Source organism: Marinobacter lipolyticus (genome assembly GCF_018424605.1).
Taxonomy (GTDB): Bacteria; Pseudomonadota; Gammaproteobacteria; order Pseudomonadales; family Oleiphilaceae; genus Marinobacter; species Marinobacter lipolyticus_B.
The window spans coordinates 274,317-297,859 of record NZ_QTKT01000004.1; the positions used below are offsets into that span (position 1 = coordinate 274,317).

17 protein-coding genes are annotated in these 23,543 nt (G+C 62.8%); 8 read left to right on the top strand and 9 right to left on the bottom strand.

Going from position 1 to position 23,543, the window contains the following annotated elements; translation table 11 throughout:
- Positions 1–53 precede the first annotated feature (53 nt).
- The 4 genes from DYI22_RS08165 to DYI22_RS08180 all read left to right on the top strand — a co-directional run bounded on the left by DYI22_RS08165 (position 54) and on the right by DYI22_RS08180 (position 5,373).
- Positions 54–1,178, top strand: coding sequence for a tRNA-queuosine alpha-mannosyltransferase domain-containing protein (locus tag DYI22_RS08165; RefSeq protein ID WP_213477556.1), 1,125 nt, complete (start codon positions 54–56; stop codon positions 1,176–1,178).
- 5 nt (positions 1,179–1,183) lie between these two features.
- The gene (locus DYI22_RS08170) at positions 1,184–3,466 is read left to right on the top strand and encodes an ATP-dependent helicase (protein ID WP_213477557.1); all 2,283 of its coding nucleotides are present in this window, start codon (positions 1,184–1,186) and stop codon (positions 3,464–3,466) included.
- A gap of 164 nt (positions 3,467–3,630) precedes the next feature.
- Entirely contained in the window at positions 3,631–4,824 is a 1,194-nt protein-coding gene (locus DYI22_RS08175; protein ID WP_213477558.1) for an OmpA family protein, read from the top strand.
- A gap of 69 nt (positions 4,825–4,893) precedes the next feature.
- Positions 4,894–5,373 carry a hypothetical protein gene (locus DYI22_RS08180; protein WP_213477559.1) on the top strand — a complete coding sequence of 160 codons (480 nt, stop codon included), beginning with the start codon at positions 4,894–4,896 and terminating at the stop codon, positions 5,371–5,373.
- Here DYI22_RS08180 and DYI22_RS08185 read toward each other — a convergent pair.
- Complete coding sequence (locus DYI22_RS08185) at positions 5,330–6,604, bottom strand: methyltransferase (RefSeq protein ID WP_213477560.1); 1,275 nt, start codon at positions 6,602–6,604, stop codon at positions 5,330–5,332. The two genes, DYI22_RS08180 and DYI22_RS08185, sit on opposite strands and share 44 nt — an antisense overlap.
- On the opposite strand from DYI22_RS08185, the gene DYI22_RS08190 reads away from it, so the two are divergent.
- Positions 6,603–7,316: a tRNA/rRNA methyltransferase gene (locus DYI22_RS08190; RefSeq protein WP_213477561.1), complete on the top strand. Its 714-nt coding sequence runs from the start codon at positions 6,603–6,605 to the stop codon at positions 7,314–7,316. The genes DYI22_RS08185 and DYI22_RS08190 overlap by 2 nt on opposite strands.
- Positions 7,317–7,326: 10 nt before the next feature.
- On the opposite strand, the gene DYI22_RS08195 is transcribed toward DYI22_RS08190, so the two are convergent.
- Positions 7,327–8,676: a D-amino acid dehydrogenase gene (locus DYI22_RS08195; RefSeq protein WP_323132893.1), complete on the bottom strand. Its 1,350-nt coding sequence runs from the start codon at positions 8,674–8,676 to the stop codon at positions 7,327–7,329.
- 95 nt (positions 8,677–8,771) lie between these two features.
- On the opposite strand from DYI22_RS08195, the gene DYI22_RS08200 reads away from it, so the two are divergent.
- Complete coding sequence (locus tag DYI22_RS08200) at positions 8,772–9,575, top strand: TatD family hydrolase (RefSeq protein WP_213477563.1); 804 nt, start codon at positions 8,772–8,774, stop codon at positions 9,573–9,575.
- On the opposite strand, the gene DYI22_RS08205 is transcribed toward DYI22_RS08200, so the two are convergent.
- From DYI22_RS08205 to acnA, 6 genes are all read right to left on the bottom strand, one after another.
- The gene (locus tag DYI22_RS08205; RefSeq protein WP_323132894.1) at positions 9,572–11,848 is read right to left on the bottom strand and encodes a diguanylate cyclase domain-containing protein; all 2,277 of its coding nucleotides are present in this window, start codon (positions 11,846–11,848) and stop codon (positions 9,572–9,574) included. The two genes, DYI22_RS08200 and DYI22_RS08205, sit on opposite strands and share 4 nt — an antisense overlap.
- On the bottom strand, positions 11,845–12,804 hold the full coding sequence (locus tag DYI22_RS08210) for an ABC transporter substrate-binding protein (protein WP_213477564.1): 960 nt from the start codon (positions 12,802–12,804) through the stop codon (positions 11,845–11,847). The genes DYI22_RS08205 and DYI22_RS08210 overlap by 4 nt, the downstream gene beginning before the upstream one ends.
- Positions 12,805–12,901: 97 nt before the next feature.
- Positions 12,902–13,816 (bottom strand): lysine exporter LysO family protein, encoded by a 915-nt coding sequence (locus tag DYI22_RS08215; protein ID WP_213477565.1) that lies wholly within the window; start codon positions 13,814–13,816, stop codon positions 12,902–12,904.
- A 32-nt stretch (positions 13,817–13,848) separates the two neighbouring features.
- Positions 13,849–14,226: a hypothetical protein gene (locus DYI22_RS08220; protein ID WP_228300892.1), complete on the bottom strand. Its 378-nt coding sequence runs from the start codon at positions 14,224–14,226 to the stop codon at positions 13,849–13,851.
- Positions 14,227–14,238: 12 nt separating this feature from the next.
- Positions 14,239–14,559 (bottom strand): DUF2288 domain-containing protein, encoded by a 321-nt coding sequence (locus DYI22_RS08225; RefSeq protein ID WP_213477566.1) that lies wholly within the window; start codon positions 14,557–14,559, stop codon positions 14,239–14,241.
- 49 nt (positions 14,560–14,608) lie between these two features.
- On the bottom strand, positions 14,609–17,371 hold the full coding sequence (acnA, locus tag DYI22_RS08230) for an aconitate hydratase AcnA (protein WP_213477567.1): 2,763 nt from the start codon (positions 17,369–17,371) through the stop codon (positions 14,609–14,611).
- 338 nt (positions 17,372–17,709) lie between these two features.
- On the opposite strand from acnA, the gene DYI22_RS08235 reads away from it, so the two are divergent.
- Both DYI22_RS08235 and DYI22_RS08240 read left to right on the top strand, forming a co-directional pair.
- Positions 17,710–20,616: an MHYT domain-containing protein gene (locus DYI22_RS08235; RefSeq protein WP_213477568.1), complete on the top strand. Its 2,907-nt coding sequence runs from the start codon at positions 17,710–17,712 to the stop codon at positions 20,614–20,616.
- Positions 20,610–21,593, top strand: coding sequence for an HD-GYP domain-containing protein (locus DYI22_RS08240; RefSeq protein WP_213477569.1), 984 nt, complete (start codon positions 20,610–20,612; stop codon positions 21,591–21,593). Before DYI22_RS08235 ends, DYI22_RS08240 begins: the two co-directional genes overlap by 7 nt.
- 21 nt (positions 21,594–21,614) lie before the next feature.
- Here the strand turns inward: DYI22_RS08240 and DYI22_RS08245 are convergent, their stop codons facing one another.
- Positions 21,615–23,369, bottom strand: a complete 1,755-nt coding sequence (locus DYI22_RS08245) for an ABC transporter ATP-binding protein (RefSeq protein ID WP_323132897.1) — start codon at positions 23,367–23,369, stop codon at positions 21,615–21,617.
- Between the last annotated feature and the right edge of the window lie 174 nt (positions 23,370–23,543).

Sequence of the window (23,543 nt, forward strand, 5' to 3'; positions counted from 1 at the left end):
AGAAGATACAACGCTCCCTGTAGCCCCATGTACCCGGAACCCGCACCTCCATTATGGCAAATTCCAGATCGCAGCGTTCAGGCGATGCGCCCCGTGTCTTGCTGCTGTCGGGCTACGACGCGACCAGCCATCAACGCTGGCGGGAGCAGCTCACCGCCCTGTTGCCAGAGTATGCCTGGCATACGCTGACGCTGCCCCCGCGATTTTTTCGCTGGCGTATCCGCGGTAACCCGCTGAGCTGGCTGAATGAGCCGGCCTTTCGCGAATCCTGGGATCTGGTGGTTGCCACCTCCATGGTCGACCTCGCCTCGCTGCGCAGTTTTCATCCGCAATTGACGAAAACGCCCTGCCTGCTTTATATGCACGAAAACCAGTTCGCCTTCCCGGTATCCGGAACGCAGGCCGCCAGTGTCGATCCGCAAATGGTGAATCTGTACAGCGCCATCTCCGCCGACCGCGTCGTTTACAACAGCGCCTGGAACCGTGACAGCTTTCTCGACGGTGCCCGGGACTTCCTCGACAAGATGCCCGACGGTGTGCCCGGGGGCCTGATCGAGGCGCTGCGGGAAAAGTCCGAGGTGATCCCGGTACCGATTGAAGACCGGCTGTTTACCGAGCCGGCGGCGGCGACAAACTGGGCCTGCCCCCATCTGCTGTGGAATCACCGCTGGGAATACGACAAAGGGCCGGAGCGGCTGCTGAAACTCCTGCAGGCGCTGGACCGGCGCTCGGTTCCGTTTCGCCTGAGCGTTGTCGGTGAGCGCTTCCGCAGCCATCCGCCAGCGTTTGAGCAAATCCGCGAGCAGTTCGCAGGCCATCTGGAGCACTGGGGGTTTCTGCCGCGCCGTGCGGATTATGACCGGCTGTTGGCCGAGGCCGACGTCGTGCTCTCGACGGCACTCCACGATTTCCAGGGGCTGTCGATGCTCGAAGCCATGGCGTCCGGCTGCCTGCCGCTGGCCCCGGATCGCCTGGCCTACCGTGAGTATGTACCGGATCGTTGCCGCTATGACAGCGACCCTCAGAACGCGGAAGCGGAGGGCGAAGCCGCCGCAGCCTGCCTCCAAGGCCTGCTACAGAGCCAGCCGCCCCGATGCCCGCCAACTCCCTGGCGGGCGTCAGCGCTGGCCGACGCCTACCGGGCACTGTTTGACCACATGCTGCGGCCGGTACAATAACGCTCATGCCTTATATGCCTGATCATCCCGAGCACACCAATGCTGCGCAGCTGCCGGATTTTCTCACCGAGGAGCAACGCGCCATCATCACCGCCGGCTACGAGCACTCGGTGATTACCGCCGTGGCCGGCAGTGGCAAAACCTCCACCCTGGCCTGGCGTATCCGTTATCTGCTGCAACAGGGCCACGACCCGGATCGCATGCTGGTGCTGATGTTCAACCGCAGTGCGCGGGTGGATTTCGAGCGCAAGCTGCGGGACGTCACCCGCAACCTGGGGCTGGCGACACCGGAGATCCGCACTTATCACGCCATGGGTCTGCGGCTGTACAAGCGGTTCGTGCGCGAAGGCTATCTGCCGGGGTTCTCCGACAAGATCCTGACCGAGCAGGAGATCAGCTTTCAGGCCTGGCTGCTGACCCGACGGCTGGCGCCGGAAGATCTGGCCGATGAGATTCGCCGCAACAAGAAGGACTTTGTGGAAACGGCAACCGGCTTTATTGATCGGGTGAAAACTACCTTGTCACCGGCCGAGGTGGTGTTTGAAGAACTCGGTTATTCCGACAAGCACCGATACCTGATCGACCTGTTCCACAGTTTCGAGCAATGGCGCAAAAGCCAGGGGCGGATCAGCTACGCGGACATGCTCTACGAGCCGGTGATGGCGATTCACCAGAACCCGCCATTGCAGCGCCTGGTGGCCAACAAGATGGACCTGATTCTGGTGGACGAATATCAGGACACCAACGAGATCCAGCACCTGCTGCTCCGCTATGTGGCCGGCGAACGGGCGCGGGTCACCGTGGTGGGTGACCCCGACCAGACCATTTATGAGTTCCGCGGCGCGCGGCCGGAATTCATCCTCAAGCGCTTCAGTGACGAGTTCGAGAGCCCGCTGGAACAGACCCTGAGCTACAGCTTCCGCTACGGCCACCGGGTGGCCCTGCTGGCGAACCATCTGATCTGTCACAACACCGGGCGCAAGGATGTGCTTTGCCACGCCCACCCCTCCACACCGGACACCGGCATTACCCTGCACGAATCCGAGCACGACGACGAAACCGTGGTGCAACTGCTGCATCAGCAGCCCGCCGAGGCGCTGGCCAACACCGCCATTCTGTTCCGGGTCTGGAGCCAGAGCGTGCCGATCGAGCTGAAGCTGCTGTCGCGGCAGATTCCCTACCGCATCGACGCCGGCAAAGGGGCCCTGTTCAGCCGCGAGGTTCAGGCGGTCACCGCCCTGCTGACGGTGATTGCCGGCAAGCTGGGCAACCTGCCAGTGGAGGATCGGCTGGACACGGCCCGCCAGTTATTGCGGTTCCCCCATGTCGGGTTAAAAGAACCGGAACTGGAGCAGCTGGCAGGCTTTCTGGCCGGGTTCGACCATGACTGGCACCAGCGCCTGCTGGCGATGGATTTCGACGCCCTGGCTCCCATGGCGGCCCGCAAGCTGCGCAAACTGGGTGAGGTGCTGGCGCGTCTGCGCGGCTACAGCGGGCCGGTCAGCAATGCCATCAGCGTGTACGCCGAACACACCGATCTGTACGAGGGTATTCGCAGCCTGGCGCTGACCCACGAGGCGGCCGATGAACGCATCGACACCGTCGATGGCTTCCGCGCTTACCTCAGCGGCCTGAAGGTGGACGCCGCGGCTGCCCTGGCGCACCTGAAGACCCTGAAACAGCAGGCCGGTGAGCGGGCCGGCCACGGCGTGCTGCTGTCGACCATCCACCGCACCAAGGGCCTGGAGTGGCCGGTGGTGATTCTGCCGGGCCTTCAGGAAAAATACCTGCCCTACACCCCCCGGCCACAGGACAACCCACGGGCCTTTCTGGAAAGTGAGCGACGGCTGCTTTATGTGGCGATGACCCGCACCCGACAGCAACTGCACCTGATCACCCGCCCTGCCGGCTCTGCGCGACACCTCGAGGGCGATCTCGGCCGCAGCCGGTTTGTCGACGAACTCTGTTACGACCTGTCTGCCGCACTGGGGGAATGGCTCGACCAGCGCTCTGCAACCGACTCGCCGATTTTTTGCTCTGAACAGCCACTGACGCCGGTGGCACATCGCTACGCCGGGCGTGAAGACGTGGTACTGGAAGGGCAGGAGGCCGCCAACAGCACTGGAAGCGGACCGCTGTGGGCCAACCCGCGGCTCAGCCACGCCATTTTCGGTGCCGGCACCGTCACCAGCGAGGACGAAAGCGCGTTCGAAGTGCGTTTCGATTCCGGGGAAGCCCTGAACTTCAGCAAGAAAAGCGCCCACCTCTACTTCACCCCGGTGCCCTGATCACTACGCTTTGCCATGATGGCCCCAGGCGTACAATCACCTATCCGGTATTTGCCGGTTTTTCTTTGTTTTTTTTGAATCCATCCCGTAAATTGCCCGTAAGTCTGCAGTAACGACAACACCGAAAAAGTGGTAAACAACTACAACCGAACAGGAGGTTCAGCATGAACATCATGCGCCCACTTACCGTAGCCGCCCTGGCTGCGTCCCTTGCCACCCCAGCCCTTGCCGATCGTGTACAGAGCATCTACCTCAACCCGTTCGCCGGCTATCAGCTGTTTGACGACAAGCGCGATCTGAGTGAAACCGGAACGTTTGGCGTGGGCGCTGAGTACCGTTTCCTGCCCAACTGGTCGGTTGAGGCGGTGTTCTCTCGCGCCGACGCGGATCGGAAATACCGGCCGGGCTCCTCGGACTTTGAAGAATTCCGCCTTGACGGCACCTACTATTTTGCCGGTCAGGACGAAGCCTGGAACCCATACCTGTCTCTGGGTGCCGGCCATGCCGATTTCGGCGATGACGTGCTGGCGGTACAGACCGCGGGTTCCGACCACGATGAAACCCGCGTTAACGTGGGCGCCGGCGTGCGTTACAACGTGACCGACACCGTCTCCATCCGCGGTGACCTGCGCGAATTCCATGGCATCGACGAGAGCACCTTTGACACCATGGTGTCGCTGGGCCTGAGCTTTGCCTTTAATCGCACGCAGTCTGATCCCGAGCCGGCCGACGCCGATGGTGACGGCGTGCCTGACAGCCGCGACCAGTGCCCGGGCACTGCGGCAGGTGCCAGCGTCGACAGCACCGGCTGTGAACGCGATGCCGACAACGACGGCGTGGTCGACAGCCGCGATAACTGCCCCAACACGCCGGCCGGCGCCAGGGTGAACAGCAGCGGCTGCGAACTGGACAGTGACAACGACGGCGTGGTCAACACCATGGATCTGTGTCCGGGCACCGCAGCGGGTGCCGAGGTGGACGAGACCGGTTGTGAAGGCGTGACCGAAACGGTCGAGACCATTGAGCTGCGCGTTCAGTTCCCCAACAACAGCTCCGTGATCGGCAACGCCTACGATGAGGAAATCCGCCGGGTGGCCGACTTCATGGCCGAATACCCGGAAACCACGGTGGAAATTGCCGGTCATTCAGACAGCACCGGTGATGCGGAGTACAACCGCTTCCTGTCACAGCGTCGTGCCGAAGCCGTGGCCGATCGCCTGACCCAGTCGCTGGGTGTGGCTGAAGACCGCGTCAGTGCCACCGGCTACGGGGAATCCGAGCCGATTGCCAGCAACGACACCGCCGCCGGCCGTGCCGAAAACCGTCGCGTCGAGGCCCGCATTCAGGTCAGCCGCTGATTCTCCAGCGCGCTACCCTGATTGAAAAGGCGCCTTCGGGCGCCTTTTTTTCTGGACCAGGAGTTTGTCATGGGCCGTCTTTTATCACTGCTGTTGCTGCTGTCCCTGCCTGCGGTTCTGCCGGCGCAGGTCTATCGCTGCAGCACCGACAGCGGCACCCGCTTTGCCGATCAGCCCTGCGGCGACAACGCTGAAACCATCACCATCCGCGACAATCGCATTGGCGGCAGTTTCGCGGACAACCTGCCTGAGACCGAACCCCCCTCCATCGACGCCGACAATGATCAACAGGCGGCGCGCCCGCAGGAGGAAACGACCTGTCGTTTTATCAACTCGACCGATCTGCGCACCTACCTGAGCCGCAATCAGGTGGTGAAAGGAATGACTAAAGATCATGTGCTGAGAGCCTTCGGACGCCCCCCGGAAACCTACCCGACGCCTCAGGAGACCTGGGTCTACCAGACCAGATACTATGGCGCGCTCTACGAGCTCACCTACGTGTACTTCAAGGATGGCTGTGTTGAGCGGGTGGATTACCGCAAACCCTGATCGCGTCCACCAGCAGGTTGCGGGGCGTGAGCGCGCGCTCGCAGAAGGTACCCAGCTTCACCTCATAGCCCTGCTCTTCAAGGAACAGCGCGTAATCCAGCACCATCCAAAGTTCCAGTGGCCGGCGGAACAGATGGCGCACCAACTCATGGCGACGGACCTGGGCAAAACGCCGCTCACCATGCCGCTGCCAACGGGCAAAGTCGGTTTCAGCCGGCAGGCTCAGGCCTTTTTTTCCGGCCGCCCAGCGACAGAATCCTTCGAAGTCTCCGCCCGCCAGATGAGCCGGGTGAGAGGGCACCGGCAGGTAGTCATCAACCTCCCGCAGTTCACGCTGCAAGCCATCGAACCCCAGGCGCCAGCAGCTGACCTGCGCGGTCTGCGACCGTACCCGCGCCGGCGCCGTGACGGTCTCCTGAACCGCCAGCCGTAACTCCGCGCGCTGGAGGTTGAGGGCCTCCTCGCAGCCGTTCACCCGGTCTGAGAGCGGCTGGTAGAATTCGGTTGCGGTCAGGTGATAACAACAGGGAGAGAAACTGACCCGAGACAGGCCGTCTTCGCTGGCCCTGCGGATCAAGCGACGGTGCAGATCACCACAGGCGTGCAGCGCCACACCGTGAGAGTCGGGAGCCAACCTGAGATCGGCGGCCATGACGTCCTGGCTTCGCAGCGTGACCCGGTCCTGATACTGACGAGCCAGGCGATTGCCGTCGACTACCAGCGACTCGTCCCATTCCAGCCCGGTGACCTGGGACGGGCAGCGGGCCGCCAGGGTTCGGGCCAGATGTCCTTTGCCGCAGCACCAATCGATCACCGGTTCGCTCAGGGGCAGGAGCGCCGCGGTGAAGGCGCCGGCCTGCAGGCGTTTGCGCCCGGGCATGTCCGTGGCGCGGGTCTCTGGCAGGGTGCTCGCCGCCACCGCGGTCGCCCCTTCGGTCATGGTCGGCAGCGACACCAGGGCGTGTCGCTCGGCCAGCGATGGTAGCCATCCGCTCAGGCATTGCGCCAGCCGCCCAGGGTTATCTTCAAAACCATCACAGTCGTGATCGCTGAAACTGGCCACCACACCGGCAAGCTCGGGGTAACGCTCCGTCCAGCCGGGACGCGGTTCCATGAACGGCGCTGGCCGCCACAGCGGCTGGTGCACCTGCAGCCACCGATTGAGCCGCTGCCAGTGGCTGTAAACACTTTCTGCGCTCTGGTGTAAACTCGCCGCCGGAGGTAACGTCATGCAACTGGCCTTTGTACTTGTTGAACCCAAGGTTCCGGAAAATGTCGGAGCGGCTGCCCGCGCCCTGTGCACCATGGGCTTTGGCGAGCTGTGGCTGGTCAATTCGGACCTGCACACCCGGCCCGAGGCCCACTGGCTTGCCCACGGCAGCGATCACATTCTGGAGAACGCGCGCATTTTCCCCAATCTGGCGGCGGTAAGAAACTCCGTAGACCTGCTGATGGGCACGTCGGCCAAACCGCGGCACCAACGGCAGGACTGGCACGAGCCCGCCCGTTTGCGTGACGTACTGGCCAGCAAAGGCGCTTCGGTTGCCACGGCCGCTCTGGTGTTCGGAAGGGAAGACCGGGGCCTGTCCAATGAGGAGCTGGCGCTGTGCGACCTGCTGACCGGCATCCCGATGAAAGTGCCTTATCCCTCGTTGAATCTTGCGCAAGCGGTCATGCTGTACGCCTGGGAGATGTCCGGGCTGTCCGTCACCGCAACGACCGATGCCACCGGCGCGCAGGATGGCGCACGGCTCGGGGCGCTCCGTCAGCGGCTGGAAGCCCTGTTACCGGAACTGGACACACCGGCTGAGGGTAAATTGTTCCAGTGGGTTTTTCAGCGGCTGCCGTTGCTCTCCGGCCGGGATGTCGGCTTTGTTCACACGCTGTGCGGTAATGTGGAGCGCGCCATCACCCGCAGCAAGCGCCCGCCAGACAAGCCCTGAGCCCGGCCGATTATTCCGCGAATCGACCGGGGCGGAAGGCATCCAGGCAGACCGCCGGTTCCTCCCCGTCAATAACCTGGGCAATCACATCGGCGCTGGCGGCGGAGAGCGTCCAGCCGAAGGTGCCGTGACCGGTATTCAGGTAGAGATTGTCCCGCGGTCCCCGGCCAATGATGGCAGGGCCGTCCGGGGTCATCGGGCGGAAGCCGGTCCAGGCTTCGGCGGCGTCCAGGTCGGCGCAGCCGGGAAATCTCGATTCCACCGATTTGCGGATGGTGGCCAGCCTTGCCGCGGGGATATCCCGGTTGAAGTCGGCAAGCTCCACGAACCCGGTGGCCCGCAGGCGGTTGCCGAGGCGGGTGGACACCACTTTGAAGTTGTCATCGTGGATGGTCGACGTCGGGGCGCGCTGCGGGTCCTTGAGTGGAACCGTCAGGCTGTATCCCTTGACCGGGTAAATCGGCAGCGCCAGCCCCAGCGGTTTGACCAGATGATTTGACCAGCACCCGGCGCTGATCACAAAAGCATCGGCCTTCAGGGTTTCCAGGCCGCCATCCCCGGTTCGCAGGGTGATGGCTTTCACCCGCTTGGCATCCGCCAGCAATGCCTCAGCTTCCACGTTATAACGGAGAACCACACCCTGCGCCTCACAGGCCCGGGCCAGCTCCCGGGAAAACAGGTGGCAGTCACCGGTGCCGTCGGTGTCAAAACTCAGCGCTCCGTAAAGCGGGCCGTCGCCGACCATTCCGGGCTCGGCTTGCCGTACCTGCTCGGGGCTCAGCAGGCGGGCCGGAATCCCGAGCTCGGCAAGAAGCTCACAGGTAGCGCGGTAGGTGTCCATGGCCTCCGGTGTGCTGGCCAGGTGCAGCAGGCCCTGGTGCGCACCGTCGAAGGCCAGGCCCAGCTCGCTTTCCAGAGCCAGAAACCGTTCCCGGCTGTGTATACCCAGGCGCAGCATGGCCCGGCGGTTCAGACCAAAAAGACCCGGTGACCAGGCGTAGCGCAGGGTCGCGAACATGAAATTGAGGGTTTCCAGCGAGGGCGGCATCCGCAACTTCAGCGGTCCATCCTGTTTGAAAATCCAGGGCAGCGCCTTGAACACCATGGCGTGGTCCGCCCAGGGATAGACCACGCCGTATGAGCGCTGGGCGGCATTGCCTTTGCTGGTTTCGTTTCCGGCGATGTCATGGCGTTCCAGCACCGTGACCTGATGGCCCCGGCGGTTGAGCTCATAGGCGGTGGTTATACCCACCACGCCGCCACCGACAACAATAATGTGCATGCGCCTCTCCGTTACCTCCCACAACTGCCCTCTGACAGCCTGCCCGCGGGCAAATGGCTGCGCGGCTATTACCGCCATGCAGGTCAACAATCGCACGAACTGTTAAACTGACGGCACCAAACTTTCAGGATAGCAGCCAAACCTCTGGTTGCGATGGAGCGTTGTGAGCCGCAATGAGCAAGAAACGTCGTGAGATTCCCGTTTTCGATCTTCCGATCATCGAGACCCACTGTCATCTGGATTACCTCAAGGATCGTCCGTTAGCAGAGACGCTGGCCGAAGCCCAGCGGGTCAATATCGAGAAAGTGATCACCATAGCGGTGTCTCCTGACAACCTCGCCCGCGTCCGCGAGCTCAGCCAGATTGCGCCGTGGGTCTATGGTACCCAGGGTATCCACCCTCACGACGCGGAAAGCTACTCTGACGAGGTGGAAGCAGAGATTCGCGCTCACGCCGGTGACGAAAAGATCGTCGCGGTGGGCGAAATCGGCCTGGACTACTTCTACGACAACGCCGACCGTGACGTACAGCGCCAGGTGTTCCGTCGCCAGTTGCAGATCGCCTGCGACAGCGACCGCCCGGTGGTGATCCACAGTCGCGAAGCCGATGAAGACACCATTGCCATCCTGGGGGAGTTCGAGGCCACGCTGAAACGCCGCGGGGTTATCCACAGCTTTACGTCCGGCCCCGGTCTGGCCCGGTACGCGCTGGATCAGGGCTGGTGCCTGGGCTTCAACGGCATCACCACATTCAACAAGGCAGAAAATGTGCGGGATATTGTGCGGTTGGCACCCATTGAGCAGATTCTGCTGGAGACCGACTCGCCGTTTCTGACCCCGGTGCCCTATCGCGGCCGGGAAAATGCGCCCTTCTACATCCCCTTTGTGGCGGAGAAAATCGCAGAAGTGAAAGACCTGCCGCTGGAGCAGGTGCTACGGCAGACTTACGCCAACAGCCTGCGAACCTTCTTCGGTTAAGCTTCGATGCCGGTGGTTTCGAACAGGCAATAGCCGTTTCTGCCGCCTTGCTTGGCACGGTACATTGCCTGATCGGCCTGCCTCAGTAGCTGGTCGCCATCCAGCTCCACGGTCTGGGGATACAGCGCCACGCCAATGCTGGCCGACACCTCGACCAGGTGATCCGCCACCCACACCGGCTCGGCAATGTCCGCCAGCAGCCGTTTCAGCAGATTCTCCAGGCTGGCGCGATCCTCCACGTTGACGATGATGGCCGCAAATTCGTCACCCCCCAGCCTGGCCAGAGTGTCTTCTTCCCTCAGGGTGGAGCGCATGCGGCTGGCAACCTCCACCAGCAAGTCGTCGCCCGCACTGTGCCCGAACGCATCGTTCACCGGCTTGAAGTGATCCAGATCGATATAGACGACCGCGAGATGGTCGTTCTGGCGCCGGGCCTGGGCCATCGTCTGCTGTAGCCGGTCGGCAAACAGCGAGCGGTTGGAGAGCCCGGTCAGCGCATCATAGTGTGCCATGGTCCGCAGCTGGTCTTCCTGTTTCTTGATGGCACTGATATCACTGTAGATGCCCACAAAGTGGGTGACGTTGCCCTGCTCGTCATAAACGGCGCTCATGGTCAGGGCAAGGTTGAGGGGGGGGCCATCGGATCGCTTCCATTCGAACTCGCCCGACCAGAACCCGCGTTCCCGGGTGGCCTGGAGAACCCCCGACCCTTCTTCCAGCGGCAATGGCGGCAACCGTCCCGCAGTCTGTGCGCGAGTGCGGCCGGTCATTGCGCCATAGGCGGTATTCACCTCAACCACCATGCCATGCTCGTCGGTAATCACGATGGCTTCGCCCACATGATCGAAAACGCTGGCAGCCAGCCGTTGTCGCTTTTCGGCCTGCTTTCGCCGGGTAATGTCATAGAGCGCGCACAGCAGCACATGCTCGTTCTCGCCGCCCCCGTCGATCGGCGCCAGCGTCATTTCCACCCATAGCTCTGAGGTGTCGGCCCGCTGAAACAGCCATTCGCCAGTTTCAACCGCGCCGCGGTGGACCCGGTTCATCGTGTCGGAAATTTTCCCCGTGGAGCTCAGACCATCGGGCTGCAATGACGGCAGAAACGACGCTACCGATTTGTTCGTCAGCGACGCCCAGGACTCGTAACGTAGCAATTCCACCGCCGCGCGGTTGGTATAGAGGAACTTGCCGTCGCGGATCATCACCATTGGTTGCGGCCAGCTCAGGATAAGCCGTCGCAGTCGCCGTTGCGACGTGGCAAGCTGACGTTTCTTGCGGCCCAGCCAGAGAGACGATGCCAGCAACAGCGTCATCAGCACGGCAATGGCAATCACCCACAGCCGGTACTGATGAAACGCGTCCAGCCAGGTAAGCTGAGGGGCCTGATCGTAGGGCGCTACCCGGATATCCCGCGCCAGCTGCTCCACCGACTGATAGTCCGCCGGCGGTGCAAACCCCGCGATGCCCGCGGCTCGGGCCGCCGGATCGTTCCGATTCAATGAAAACAGCGCCGCAGCAACGCGCCGGACAAGGCGCTGGTCCACGTGGGGCAACGCCACCAGAGGCCATTCCGGATAGAGTCGGGTCGAAACCCGGAAAGGAAAACCGGTCAGATTCTGCGGATTCAGCACCTTGAGCTGATCGCCCAGGCGGGGGTTTTCCGTCAACATGTCCTCGATAATGCCGGTGCGGATGAAACCCGCCGCCACGTCACCGTCCACCACCGCACGAACCACCCGGTCGTGACTGCCCAGCAATTTGATGCGACTGCCCCGGCGGACGTCGATGCCCGCCTCCTTCAGCTCCAGCAACTGGCTCTGATATCCCCCCAGAAAATGAATGCCGGGGCTGGCAATCATCTGCCCGGCCAGGTCTGTCAGCTCATTAAGATCGTCGCGCTGGCTGCGGGTAATAATCACGCCCCCGACACTCGCCGTGCTGGTGGCCCCGGACCGTCTTAGCACGGTGGCCAGCACGCCGGTGACGCTACGCTCACTGCGGATCACCAGAAAATGGCTGGGGTTAGTCAGAAACAGGTCGAGCTGGTTTGCCGCCAGCGCACGATTCATATCCTCCTGGCCGAGCACCTGAAGCCGCACAGTCAGCCCGGTTTTCTCACTCAGGTACTCCGCCAGCGGCTGGTATTTGCTCATCACGATGTCGACGGGGCGATAGGCAAAGACGCCAAGGGTCAGTTCATCCGCGGCCAGGGCAAGGGGGGCCTTCACCGCCATACTCAGCCCCAGCATCAGCAACAGGAGGAGGCGTTTCACACCGGACTCCGCGGCAGGAAGGAGGCATTGCACAAGCGGTCAAGATCCACCGGTTGCGCCATCAGGCCTTCTTTGAGCAACAGCGCCTGGAGATTTCCCGCCGCCTTGTCGACCTGTCCCTCAGGGGCCAGGTAGCGCTGGTTGGTGGAGAGATCCGGGAGGGTGACCGTTCCCAGCGCGTGGCGTACCGCTTCCGGGGTAACCTCCTGGCGGGTGGCCACCCGATAGACTGCGTCGTGAAAATTCCGTACCAGATGGTTCAGCCCCTTGAAATGCGACACCAGCAGGGACCTCAGGGCACCTTTTCGCTGGCTGATGCGGTCGCGGCGGACCACCAGCACATCGAAGATGGTTTCCGGCAGGGAACGGCTGTCAAATAACCGTTTCGCCCCCAGGGATTCCAGCACAGAGGCCATGGGTTCGTAGCTGACCGAGGCGTCAATCTCATTGCGTCGCCAGGCCTGCGCATGCTGGTCAACCGGCAGATCAATCTCCTCAATATCCGCACGCGTCAGCCCCGCTTCCTCAAGCACCTTCAACAGCATGACCGCCGACACCGCCTGCAGCTCGACGGCCACTCGCCGCCCTTTCAGGTCCCTCAGGCCGGTAATCTCGGGCCTGACCATGACGGCGTCTGCCCCGGCGGAGACGTTCATCACCGCAATCACCGTCAGCGGTACGCCCTGGGATGACACCCGCAGCGCCTCGTCCAGAGTCATACCGCCAGCATCCAGGCTGCCATTGAGCAGCCCGGTAATGGTCTCGGATCCGGACGCCGTGCGCGTGAGCGCCACCGAATCACCCAGCCAGCCAAATTCTTTGGCCACGAACAGGGGTTCGTATCCAATCCAGTGGATCATTCCGACCCGCAACGGCGTTTCCCGCGCGCACCCCGGAATCACGGCACCGGCGAGGGAGGCGGAAGCCAGAAGACCCATAAATTGGCGACGGTGCATGGAGCGGGCTCCGAAAAGCGGCTGAATTCCAGTGGATTTCCTACCTCATTATGGGTGGGGATTCCCCAGTGCGCCACCGCTATCATTCTGTTCCTGTTCAGAATTCGTTTATTGCCAGGAACAGGCCCATCAATACCGGCGAGAGAAATGACAGTACGAAGCCCGAGGCGATGGCCACCGGCACGCAGGCCAACCCGCCACTGCTGCGGATGACCGGCAAGGTGAAATCCATGGCGGTGGCGCCGCCGTAACCGATGGCCATGGCCGGACGGCGGCCGATGAGCAGGGGGATGATCGCCAGGGCGATGATTTCCCGGATGACATCGTTGAGAAACGCCACACCGCCCCAGGCGGGTCCGAGCGCATCGCCCACCACAATGCCGGACAGTGAGTACCAGCCAAACCCTGACGCCAGCGCCAGGGTGTGCTGCCAGGGCAAGGCGAATAACGGGGCAAGGGCCAAGCCGGCCAGCAGTGAACTGCCAGCCATGGCCAGGGCGATGCCCAGCCCCTGCCGGTTCATCAGCAACTTGCGCAGTGACAGGCCGGCATTGCGGAGCTGGATACCGATCAGAAACAACAGCAGCATCAATGACCAGGTCGCCAGGGCTTCCGCCATCGGCAGGGCGGGGAGCAGGAAATAGCCGGCAAGACCTCCGGCGGCCACCGCCGCCAGCGGTTTCAGGCCAGCCAGAAACAGGCGCTGGTATCCGGGGCGGGGTGCGCTGTCATCCCCGGTCACCGTCATCGGCTGCCAGTGATGAAACAGCCACAGGCCTGCCAGATTGGCCAGCAGCAGTGCCACCACCAGAGTGGCCACTTGAATGGCCATATCCCCCAGTTGCTCGGCCAACCCCTCCATCTGCCCGAGGCCCAGCCCCAGCAGGGCGAGAATAAAGTAGACCAGCGCTTCCACGGTGTAATGAATCGCGGTCATCACGCCCCGGTTGTGCAACGGCAGCGCAAAGCCTACGAATAACGGGGCAAGAATCAGCAGGGCGCCGGTCAGCATGGTGTCCTCGAAACAGAGTGGGCAGGGGGCAATCAGCCGATGGGTTCGTACTGATCAGGATCAAACAGATAGCGGGCATCGATGGCCATGCTGTCGGTGCGGAGGCTGCGGGCCAGCCGCTGCGCCATGACCGACCAGACCACATGGTCTGCAGGCCGGGGATCGTAGTCGTCTTCCAGAAGCGCACCGGCAATGGCGCGGAGCACCGCTTCCGCCCGACCGACGCTGTGGTAGGGTCCCTGACAACGCTGCTTCTGCGGCTGGCCGGCGTCGGTACCCGTCAGTGCCACCACCGCCCAGGTGCTTTCGCCCACCTGCTTCACATACAGCTCAACCCGCCGTTCTTCGCGCACCAGCACCAGTGCCCGCAACGGCGCGCGGCCATGGAAGTAATGAAGTTTCACCGTCATACCCAGGGACCGTCAGTGCAGCGCATCGTCACCCCGATCCTGCACCAGCACCCAGGGCGCCACTACCACCGCCCACAACTCGGTGTTGGCGTCGTACCAGGCGCGGGCGCGCTCCGGGGACACATCGCCAATGCGGTTCTCTGCCATCCAGCGCTGGAACTGACCCGCATTGTCCGCCGCCAGTTCCGCGGCGACATCCAGCAGGTCCAGATCGGGTTCCACCCGCACCACGTGACCGCGGGCGTAATAGGTCTGCAGGTCATGCCAGCCGATCCGCGAGGTTTCCAGGTTCAGTTTTGCAAGCAGTTCGTCCCGGGACGAGGTAGACGACATGGTGATGCCTCGGCAACGTCAGTGTTTCTGTGTTGCCTTCAGCTTACCATCATCCGGCGGACTTCAGCATCTCCCTCACCACGTAATGCAAGATACCGCCATGGCGGAAGTAGGTCGCCTCGTTAGCGGTGTCGATCCGTGATGTCAGCTCACAGGTTTCGGTACCGCCGTCCTTGTAGGTCACCGTCATGGTGAGCGTCTGACCCGGGGTGATGTCTCCGGACAGCCCCTCGATGCTGATGGTTTCCTCGCCGGTCAGCTTGAGGCTCTTACGGTCAGTGCCTTCGGGGAACTGCAGCGGCATTACCCCCATTCCGATCAGGTTGGAGCGGTGAATGCGCTCGTAGGACTCGGCCACGACCGCACGAACCCCGAGCAGCCGGGTGCCTTTGGCGGCCCAGTCCCGGCTGGAGCCGGTGCCATACTCTTTTCCGGCTATCACCACCAGCGGCGTGCCCTGCTCCTGGTACTTCATGGCGGCGTCATAAATCGCCATCTGCTCGCCGCTGGGCACGTGCTTGGTAAAGCCGCCTTCCACGCCGTCGAGCATCTCGTTGCGGATGCGAACGTTGGCGAAGGTGCCGCGCATCATCACCTCGTGGTTGCCGCGGCGCGATCCGTACGAGTTGAAATCCCCCGGTTTTACCCCGTGTGCCTGCAGGTACTTACCGGCGGGGGTGTCTGGCTTGAAGGAACCGGCCGGTGAGATATGGTCGGTGGTGACCGAATCCCCCAGCAACGCCAGTATATTGGCATCCTTAATGTCGTCGATGGGCTCGGGGTCTTCTCCCATGCCCTCGAAAAAGGGCGGATGCTGGATGTAAGTGGATTTGTCCGACCACTCGTAGACCTTGCTCTCCGGCACCTTGATCGCCTGCCAGGTAGCGTCACCGTCAAAGACTTCCGCGTATTCGGTGCGGAACATGTCCGTTTTGACCTTCTCCACCGCCTCGGCGATTTCCTGCTGGCTCGGCCAGAGGTCTTTCAGGTAGACCGGGTTGCCATCCGTATCGGTGCCCAGCGGATCTGTGGACAGGTCCAGACGCACGTTACCGGCCAGCGCATAGGCCACCACCAACGGCGGCGACGCCAGCCAGTTGGTCTTCACCAGCGGATGCACCCGGCCCTCGAAGTTGCGGTTACCGGACAGCACCGAGGCCACCGTCAGGTTGCCATCGCTGATGGCTTTTTCCACCGCCTCCGGCAGCGGGCCGGAATTACCGATGCAGGTGGTGCAGCCATAACCCACCAGGTTAAAGCCCAGTTTGTTCAGGTCATCCTGGAAACCGCCCACACGCAGGTAATCGGTCACCACCTTGGATCCCGGCGCCAGCGAGGTTTTCACCCAGGGTTTGGTCTGCAGCCCCTTCGCCACGGCTTTCTGGGCGATCAGGCCAGCGGCCATCATGACGCTGGGGTTGGAGGTGTTGGTGCAGGAAGTGATCGCCGCGATCACCACGGCGCCCGGGTCCAGGCGGGTTTTCTCGCCGTTCATTTCCATCGGCTGGCTGGCGTGGTGCTCGTAGCTGTCCTGCACGCCAACGGCAGTCTGGCCGCCTTCTGACTCCAGCTTGTCCTCCCGGGTCGGGGCCGGTCCTTCCGCGGTTTCCATCAGCAGCTCAAAGGCGGCTTTCATGTTCTTCAGGGCAACCCGGTCCTGCGGGCGCTTCGGCCCTGCCAGGCTGGCCTCCACATCGCCCATATCCAGTTCCAGACTATCGGTGTAGACCGGTTCCTGACCCGGCTGACGCCAGAGCCCCTGAGCCTTGGCGTAGGCCTCCACAAGTTCCAGCTGGGCATCGTCGCGCCCGGTCAGCTGCATGTATTTGATGGTCTGCTCGTCCACCGGGAAGAAGCCGCAGGTGGCGCCGTACTCCGGTGCCATGTTGGCGATGGTGGCACGGTCGGCCACCGGCATGTCTTTGAGGCCATCGCCGTAGAATTCCACGAACTTGCCAACCACACCCTTCTTACGCAGCATTTCGGTGACGGTGAGCACCAGATCGGTGGCGGTGATGCCTTCACGCAGCTTGCCGGTAATCTTGAAGCCCACCACTTCCGGAATCAGCATGGACACCGGCTGGCCCAGCATGGCGGCTTCGGCCTCGATGCCGCCCACGCCCCAGCCGAGAATACCGAGACCGTTGATCATGGTGGTGTGGGAGTCGGTGCCCACCAGGGTGTCCGGGTAGGCGATGGTCTTCCCGCCCTGCTCTTTCTGCCACACCGTCTTGCCCAGATACTCCAAGTTGACCTGGTGGCAGATACCGGTGCCGGGCGGCACCACGCGGAAGTTATCGAACGCCTGCTGACCCCAGCGCAGGAACTCGTAGCGTTCCTGGTTGCGCTCCATCTCGATCGCGACGTTGTCCTTGAACGACGAGGCATCGCCGAACTTGTCCACCATCACCGAGTGGTCGATCACCAGGTCAACCGGTGACAGCGGATTGATCATCGCCGGATCCTTGCCGGCCGCCTTGACTGCCTCACGCATGGCGGCGAGATCCACCACGCCGGGCACCCCGGTGAAATCCTGCATCAGCACCCGCGCCGGACGGAACTGGATCTCGGTATCGGAGCGGCGCTCCTTCAGCCATTGCACCATGGCGTCCATGTGGCTGCGTTCAACGGTGACGTCGTCCTCGTTGCGCAGCAGGTTTTCCATCAGCACTTTCAGGGAAAACGGCAGCCGGTCCAGATCACCCAGGGTTTCCGCGGCCTTTGGCAGACTGTAGTAATGGAAGGTTTTGCCGCCGGCATCAAGGCTCGACAAGGTATTGAGACTGTCTTTGCTAAGCTGTTCGCTGGACATGTGGTGCCTCCTTGTTCTTTGGAATCCAGTGTATCCGGAAGGCTGGGAGACGGTTGCCGCGTGGCGTTCCGGCAAGGCTCCGCGATGGCCCGTAAGCGTCACGAATTCATTACGGTTTTTGAAGTTACTAATAACTATTGCACCGATTGGTCAGAGTTCAACCCAAGCACGGTGAATGTTCGGTATAGGCCCGGGAAATACTGTGTTACAACAGGCAAACAATTCCTACGGCGAACCGAGCGATAGGTCGCTACTATAATAATTGCCACCGACAGGTATTCCCTGGCCGGCATTCGTTCGTATGGTGCCTCCCCGTTGATCCATTGCAGAGGTGGGTTTTGTCGTTGCTGTCCGCATTTTTCATTGTCTCTGATACCTCGCCGTCACAGCGGGTGTCCGGCGAGTACGATCCCTGGCTGGTGGCCCTCTCTCTGCTGATTGCGGTCGGTGCCTCTTATATGGCGTTGACCCTCGCCAGCACTGCACGCCGCAGTGGCACACCGTTTATGGAACGGTTACACCTGGCCAGCGGCGCGGTGGCTTTGGGGTTCGGCATCTGGTCCATGCACTTTATCGGTATGCTGGCGTTCGAAATGCCGGCCCAGGTGAGTTACCTGCCGGGCCTGACCATGTTATCGGCGCTGCCCAGCCTGCTGGCCTCCTGGGTCACACTCAGCCTGCTCGGTCGCCATCAGCTCACCGGATTCCGACTGGTCAGCGGCGGTGTGGCCGTGGGCGCGGGCATCGGCACCATGCACTATCTGGGCATGGCGGCGATGGAAACCGGGCCTACCCTGCGTTACCAACCCGGCTTGTTTGTGCTGTCCCTGGTGGTCGCGGTGCTGCTGGGCACCCTGGCCCTGTGGATAAGTTTTGGCCTGCGCCAGAAAACCCGACTCCGTGGCTTCCAGCGCCGTTTGCTGGCGGGCCTGGTGATGGGGCTGGCCATCGCAGGGATGCATTACACCGCCATGGAAGCGGCGCAGTTTATCGGCACAGCGGACCCCACGCTCTCCCCCGGTGACACTCGCCAGACCACCCTTGCCCTGGTGGTGGCGTTGATCACCGTCGCCCTCAGCCTTATGGCAGCCGGGGTCAATGCCATCGCCCGCTATCGGGCACTGTTCCGTCGCAGCGAAGAAACCGCCAGCGAGCTGCAGACCGTGATTGATGCGGCGGTGGATGGCATCGTCAAGATATCGGATCGCGGGGTGGTGCTGTCGTTCAATGAGTCCGCCGAGCGGATGCTTGGTTACACCGCCGCGGAAGTGGTGGGCCGCAATGTCAGCATGCTGATGCCCAATCCTCATCGCGATGCCCACGATGGCTACCTGAAAAACTACCTGCGTACCGGTGAACGCAAGATCATCGGTTCCGGCCGTGAGGTCTGGGCGCTGCACAAAGACGGACACCAGTTCCCGGTTCGCCTGGCCATTGGCGAATCCCGGCTCGGCGGCGTCAGCACTTTTGTCGGCTTTCTGACCGACATTTCCGAGCGCTACCGCATGGAGACGGACCTGCGTCAGGCCAAGGATGCGGCGGAAGCGGCCGCCGCCGCCAAAACCGCCTTCCTGGCGAACATGAGCCACGAAATCCGCACCCCGATGAACGCCATCATCGGCTTCACCGAGCTGGTGCTGGACACGCCGTTGAGCGAACCGCAAGTCCGGCATCTGGGCATCGTCCGCAACTCGGCCAGGTCGCTGCTGGCGCTGCTGAACGATATTCTTGATACCGCCAAGCTGGACAGCGGTCGAACCGAGCTGGAAATCCGTGACTTCAGCCTGCGTTCCGTGTGCGAGCAGATCCTGGCCACGCAATCTCTGAACGCGACCCGCAAGGGCCTGCAGCTTGAGCTCGATTACCGGGTGTCCGAGTTTTTCAAAGGCGACCCCCTTCGCATCCAGCAGGTGGTGCTGAACCTGGTCAGCAACGCCGTCAAATTCACCAACGCCGGCAGAGTGACTCTGGGGGTGGAGCAGTCGACACCGGATGACGTGGTGATCACCGTCGCGGACACCGGCATTGGCATTCCCGCGGATCGCATCGGCAGTATCTTCGAGCCCTTCACCCAGGCCGACTCCAGCATGACCCGCCGGTTTGGCGGCACCGGCCTGGGCACCACCATCGCGCGTCAGCTCACCGAACTGATGGGCGGGCAAATCTCGGTCACCAGCAGCCCCGGAGAGGGCAGCACCTTCCGGGTTGTCCTGCCATTGCCGGCGGGCGCGGCGGTCAGCGCTGACGGAAACACGGATCTGGAAACCGACCTGCCACCGCTGGCCGTGCTGGTGGCCGATGACGTGCCGCAGAACCTGGAGCTGCTGTCGACGCTGCTGACTCAGCGGGGCCACTCGGTAGTCACTGCCAGTAACGGCCGGGAAGCGCTGGCGCAGTGTGAGACCCGACGCTTCGATGTGGTGCTGATGGATGTGCAGATGCCGGAGATGAACGGACACGAGGCGACCCGGGCTCTGCGCCACCTTGAAACCGAACACCACTGGCCACCGACACCGGTTATCGCGATGACCGCCAGTGTGCTGGAAGAGGATCGGCGCGCGGCGATCGAGGCCGGCATGGACGGATTTGCCACCAAGCCCATCAACCTGCCGGAGCTGTCGGCCGAGATTGGGCGGCTGCTGGGGATCGACGTCGCCCGCGCCAGCCGGCCAGGGGCCAGCGACAATCCGCTCATTGATGAGCAAACCGTGGCGACGCTCTGGCCCGATACCGCTGAGCATCGGGAGGCGGCGAAACGTTTCCTGCAAGCGCCCGAGAACCAGCCAGACACCCTCAACCTGGACTCTGACCCGGACAGCCGCGGCGCTCAGGCCCACCGCCTGCGGGGCGTTGCCGCCAACCTCGGGTTTTCCGCCCTGGCCTCAGCGCTGGCGGAGATGGAGCGGGCCCTGCGACAGGACGGTACGGTCAGTGCCCGCCAATGGCAGACCCTGCTCGACCAATTCCAGGCCGCGACGGACTGGACGATCGCCGGCGCCGACCCGCGCGAGGCCGGCCAGGCCGCACCTCCGGCCGCCGGACCCACAACGCTCGCGGCCCTCGATGCGCTGATCACCCAGTTGCAACAGGGCGAAATTCCCGAACAGGCGTTCCGGCGGTTGCAGACCGCTTTGCCCGAGCACTGTGCCGCACCCGCTGCACAGGCACTCGACAACTTTGAACCGGAGAAAGCCGCCGAAATTCTTGCGGTCTACCGGCAGACCCTCGCGGAGTCAGAATGCTGAACACGAACAAGACACTGCTGCTGGTGGACGACGAACCCGCCAACCTTCAGGTGCTGAGAAACATCCTGTCGGATCATTACCGGCTGCTGTTCGCCCGTGACGGTGAACGGGCGCTGGAGCTGGCGCGCCAGGAACGGCCGGATCTTATCCTGCTGGATGTGATGATGCCCGGCCTGTCGGGGTATGACGTTTGCGAAGCGCTGAAACAGCACGACAGCACCGCCGGCATTCCGGTGATCTTCGTGACCGCGCTGGCCGCCGCCGAGGATGAAGCCCGGGGCTTTGATCTCGGCGCCGTGGATTACATCACCAAGCCGGTGAGCGCACCTATTGTCCGCGCCAGAGTGAGGAATCACCTGTCCCTGGTGCGGGTGGACGAACTGGTACAGACCCGGCTTGCGGTGGTCCAGCGCCTGGGCCGGGCAGCGGAATACAAAGACAACGAAACCGGCCTGCACGTCATTCGCATGAGCCATTTCTCGCGCCTGATTGCGCTGGAAGCCGGCATGGGCGAGGCCTGGGCCGACACCCTGCTCAACGCTGCGCCCATGCACGACGTGGGCAAGATCGGCATTCCCGATGCCATCCTGCAGAAACCCGGCAAGCTGGACGCCGCCGAATGGGCAGTCATGCAGAGCCACGCGGAAATTGGTGCGGAGATCATCGGGGCCGACGGTTCGGAGCTGCTGAACATGGCGCGGGAGGTGGCCCTCTCCCACCATGAGAAATGGGATGGCAGTGGCTACCCCCGCGGTCTGCAAGGCGAAGCCATTCCCATTGCCGCGCGCATCGTGGCGCTGGCCGACGTTTTCGATGCGTTGACCAGTGAGCGGCCCTACAAGAAGGCCTGGAGCGTGGACGATGCCGTCGCCCTGATCCGGGACCAGAGCGGCCACCACTTCGATCCACGCCTGGTGGACGCCTTTCTGCGCTGCCTGCCCGCGATCCTGGAGGTGCGGGAGCGCTGGCATGAGTGAGCCGCAGCGCGGGCGGGTTGCTCAACTGAGCTGGTGGTCGCCGTAGAGCTGCGCGTATAGCCCGTCGCGGCGAATCAGCTCATCGTGATGCCCCTCTTCGATAATGCGACCGTCCTCAAACACGCAGGCGCGATCGGCCTTTCTCACCGCGCTCAGGCGGTGGGCGATGATCAGCGTGGTGCGCTGGCTGAGGAATTCATCCAGCGCCTCGTGAAGCCGGTGCTCGGTGTACGAATCCAGTGCCGAGGTGGCCTCATCAAGAATGACAATGGACGGCTCTGACAGCACCATGCGGGCAATCGCCAGACGCTGGCGCTGGCCGCCGGAGAGCCGCACGCCCTGCCGGCCAATCATGGTATCCAGTTGCTGCGGCATGGCGGCAATGGTGTCATCCAGCTGAGCGATGGCCAGCGCCTGCCAGAGCGCGTGGTCCGGCTTGTCCCGCCCCAATGTGAGGTTCTGCCGCACCGAATCGTTGAACAGCGCCGGGTGCTGCAATACGGTGGCAACATGCTCCCGCAAGCATGGAAGACCGATGCGCTGCACCGGCACACCATCAATCAAAACCTCCCCCTGCTGCGGCGTGTACATACCCAGAATAAGCTGCACCAGGGTGGATTTGCCGCCGCCACTGGCGCCGACCACCGCTACCTTTTCCCCCGCCGCCAGATGTAGATTGATGCCCCGCAGCACCGGTTCATCCCCATAGCGGAAATGAATATCCCGCAGCGTCAGGCTGACCGTATGCCGATCGCGGAACGGATTCTCCAGCGCCGGGTAACGGGGCTCCTCGTCCAGTTCCAGCAAACGGTTGATGCGGCCCAGCGCGGCGTTGGCGGCAAACCAGGCGTACTGCATGTTGAGCATTTCCTGCACCGGGGTGAGCATGAACCAGAGATACCCGAAGATCGCGAACATCATGCCGATGCTGAGATCGCTGAACAGCACCGTGACCATCGCCGCGGCGCGAAAGGCATCCACCCCGAACTGAAACAGCCCAAAGCTGGCGCGGGAGGCGGCATCGCTGCGCCACTCGAACTGGATGGCATGATCACGGACGTTTCGGGCCCGGCCGATGAGCTGACGCAGGTAATGCTGCTCGCGGTTCGCGGCCCGCAACTGATGAATGGCGTCAAGGGTTTCGGTCAGGTCGCCCTGAAAATCCTCGTAGGCACTGTTTTCCCGGCGCTTGAGGTCCTTGACCCGCTTGCCGATCAGAATGGTGGCAAAGATCACCAGGGGATTGAGCAGCAGAATCAGCAGCGCCAGCTGCCAGTGCACCCACAGCAGCACCACGGCCGTGCCCGCCACGGTCAGGCTGGCGACCAGGAAGCGGCTGATGGTGCTGCCGAGGAACTGGTCGATGGTGTCCAGATCGGTGATGAAGTGGCTGCTGATGGCCCCCGAACCCCGGGTTTCGTACTCCGCCATGGCCACCCGTTGCAAGCGCCCCAGCAGGCGGGAGCGGATGCGAAACACCACGTCCTTGGAAATCTTGGAGAATTCCCGCGATTGCAGCACGTTGAACGCCAACGCCGACAAGCGCAGCAGGAAGGCCGCCAGCACCATCAGAGCAATATAGACCACCGGTTGCTGCCAACCCGCGGGTAATAGCTGGTTGAGGACCGGGAGCACCGGCCCGCTCTCCTCCAGCAGCACCTCATCCACCAACACCGGTAACAGCAGGGGCACCGGCACACTCATCAGGGTGGCCAGGATCGCCAGCAGGTTGGCACGAACCAGCCGCGGCTTGTGCTTCAGCGCCAGTGCCAGAATGCCCCGCCAGTGGTAATGGGCCGGATGGGTGGCGGATGTCGGCTCGACCGTGCCCGACTGTGCCGAATGATGTGCCAAATGGCCTCCCGGTTCTTGGATCTGATCTCTGCCATACGTGCCAGGCAGCACAATAGTCTACCTGCCACGTTGTGGCCGGGGCAGGGGTTCTGTCAT